The sequence below is a fragment of the uncultured Planktosalinus sp. genome (genome assembly GCF_963973675.1).
GTDB lineage: Bacteria > Bacteroidota > Bacteroidia > Flavobacteriales > Flavobacteriaceae > Planktosalinus.
This window is the reverse complement of the sequence record NZ_CAXBAN010000358.1, coordinates 1-2,722: the sequence shown is the minus strand read 5'-3', so window position 1 is coordinate 2,722 and position 2,722 is coordinate 1. Positions and strand designations below refer to the sequence as shown.

Sequence of the window (2,722 nt, the reverse complement as noted above, 5' to 3'; positions counted from 1 at the left end):
GCTGTTTTAAAGCATAGAAAAAACGTTGATATTATTCTTATTGACACCTATAGCACGTTGAATTTTTACTACGCTTTAGGAGTTTCGATAATTGCACAACTTATAAACATACCTTATATACCTATACTAAGAGGCGGAAATCTTCCCCAACGATTACAAAAAGATAAAAAAAAGAGTAGCATTTTATTCAAAAATTCAAAAATTAATGTTGCTCCTTCTCTGTATCTGGAAACTATTTTTAAGCAAATAGGATTTGAAAATACAATTACAATCCCTAATTCAATAATTATCGCTTTACACTCAAAAAACCATCAAGAAAAATACTTTGGGTAAGGTCATTTTCTCAAATATATAACCCAATGCTTGCTCTAAAGGTTATTGAGGAATTAGTGCCAAAATACCCTGAAATCTCACTATGTATGGTGGGGCCTGAAAAAGATGGTTCATTGAAAGAATGTAAGGAATATGCTACGTTTAAACAACTACCGGTAACTTTTACTGGAAAATTGACAAAAGAAGAATGGATAAAACTCTCTGAAAATTTTTCAATTTTCATGAATACAACAAATTTTGACAATACACCAGTTAGCGTTATTGAAGCCATGGCACTTGGCCTAACTGTAGTTTCTACAAAAGTTGGCGGTATTCCATTTTTACTGGAAGACAGGAAGGATGCCTTACTTGTGCATCCCGATTCTGTAAAAGCTTTTGTTGAGTCACTGGAAGAGCTTTTTGCAAATGTTGAATTATCTAATAATCTGACACAAAATGCCCGAAAGAAAGTTGAAAATTTTGATTGGGATGTAGTTAAATACAAATGGTTTGAAATTTTAAATTAAGATGTTGTAAATTTAAATCCCAAATCTATATAATGTCTAAATCAAAACACATACACTTTGAGATTTCTGAACGGAAGGTATTGTTACGTATTTTTGATATTGTTTGGGTTTTACTTATTTTATATGGTCTTGGAAATATTTTTGAGTTTGAGTATTTTAAGATATCAGCTCATACTTGGGAATGGACAATTGTCTTAGCAATTTATTTAACAATTTTTGCTAGTGTTTTTGAAATGTATGACCTCCAAAAAGCTAGCAAAGTTGATATTGTATTGAAAAACATAGTATTAACCACTTCCTTAACAGTTTTATTTTACCTTTTAACTCCCTATTACACCCCACAATTGCCGGGCAACAGATTACAAATCGTATTTTTCTTTCTAGCGATTGTAATAGCACTATTTTTATGGCGCCTGGCATATATCATGCTTATTTCAGCTCCAAGGTTTTATAAGCGTATTTTAATTATTGGAAATGCAACAAACGTTCAATTGATGGCGAATGCAATCGAAAAGTCTGATCCGAATTATAAAGTAATAGGTTTTATTAACACTTCTAAAAACATCGAAACTTCATTACAATTAAAAGAATTTAAAACCCTTGATTTAAATAAAATCATTCAAGAGAATTCAATATCTGAAATCATAATTGCAGGGAATTTTTCCAAAAAAATATCCTTGCCAATTTATTCCAAGTTATTGAATTTGCTAGAAAAAGGTTTTTCAATTAAAGAATACACACAAGTTTATGAAGATTTAACTCACCGTGTCCCTGTTCATCATGTGGAAAAAGATTTTTATAGATACTTTCCTTTTAGCAGAAGTAACCAAAACAAATTATATCTGTTTTTTCATCGGTTTATGGATCTAACAATATCAATAATTGGACTTGTTTTCGGGATTGTACTTTTGCCTGTTATTATTATTGGGAATTTATTTGCAAATCAAGGTTCGCTGTTATATTTTCAGGAACGTGTAGGGAAAAATGGAAATATATTTTTCATTATAAAATTTAGAAGCATGATTAAAAATGCTGAACTAGAAGGAGCAAAGTGGGCAACAAAAAGCGATTTAAGAGTCACAAAATTTGGGAAATTTTTACGAAAAACTCGTATAGATGAAATCCCACAATTTTTAAATGTTATCAAGGGTGATATGAGTGTCATTGGCCCAAGGCCGGAAAGACCAATATTTGTAAAAGAACTTTCAAAGGAAATACCCTTTTATGAAATAAGACACATTATAAAGCCAGGACTAACGGGATGGGCACAAGTAAAAAGCAATTATGCATCAAGCAAAGAAGATGCACTTGAAAAATTACAATACGACTTGTATTATATAAAAAAACGCAGTGTTTATCTGGATTTAAATATAATAGTAAAAACAATGAGCACCATTATATTCTATAGAGGACATTAAAATTGAAAAAAAATGAAGTTTTATAAATGTTAAAGTCTACTATAATTGATTTTTTAAACTCATTTTTTATTACTTTAGTTTCTGTAAAATTTAACACACTTGCCTATTTAACATAGTTACTCTAATTAATTAAATTTTTAATTTAATTTTAAACCCATAACAACTATGGCTAGAGCTATGTTTGACTACACAAAAGCCGTGCTTGCAAAGGTTAGTTTTGATACTAACTTATTTTGCAGAGAACTCCAAAAAGCACTCAAACGATTATTACCTCATGAAATTGAAGAGTTAAAAGTTTGGGTAAATTCTCTCATCAAGCAAAATCCGGAATTAAACCAATGTTTAATTTATCTAAAGCCTTAATTCTAAGAAATTGCTTCCTGAATTGTTATAAACTTCAATGACGTTAGGTTGGATTTAAGTGTTAATAAAATTTATTCCTTTTATATAACCCTTTAGGAAGCA

At 30.0% G+C, this 2,722-nt stretch carries 3 protein-coding genes and 1 pseudogene; all 4 read left to right on the top strand.

Translation table 11 applies throughout. The features are described 5' to 3' along the window. Positions 1-333, top strand: a pseudogene (locus AACY61_RS11910) (glycosyltransferase family 1 protein); the annotation flags it as partial. Between the two features lie 26 nt (positions 334-359). Then, the gene (locus AACY61_RS11905) at positions 360-839 is read left to right on the top strand and encodes a glycosyltransferase family 4 protein (protein ID WP_339611801.1); all 480 of its coding nucleotides are present in this window, start codon (positions 360-362) and stop codon (positions 837-839) included. Positions 840-871: 32 nt separating this feature from the next. Further along, entirely contained in the window at positions 872-2,257 is a 1,386-nt protein-coding gene (locus AACY61_RS11900) for an exopolysaccharide biosynthesis polyprenyl glycosylphosphotransferase (RefSeq protein WP_339611800.1), read from the top strand. 165 nt (positions 2,258-2,422) lie between these two features. Further along, complete coding sequence (locus AACY61_RS11895; protein ID WP_339611798.1) at positions 2,423-2,620, top strand: hypothetical protein; 198 nt, start codon at positions 2,423-2,425, stop codon at positions 2,618-2,620. The last annotated feature ends 102 nt before the right edge of the window (positions 2,621-2,722 follow it).

Excerpts from the sequence above, each read along its gene's own strand:
- AACY61_RS11905 (WP_339611801.1), top strand. The coding sequence starts at position 360 with ATGCTTGCTCTAAAGGTTATTGAGGAATTAGTGCCAAAATACCCTGAA.
- AACY61_RS11895 (WP_339611798.1), top strand. The coding sequence starts at position 2,423 with ATGGCTAGAGCTATGTTTGACTACACAAAAGCCGTGCTTGCAAAGGTT.
- AACY61_RS11900 (WP_339611800.1), top strand. The coding sequence starts at position 872 with ATGTCTAAATCAAAACACATACACTTTGAGATTTCTGAACGGAAGGTA.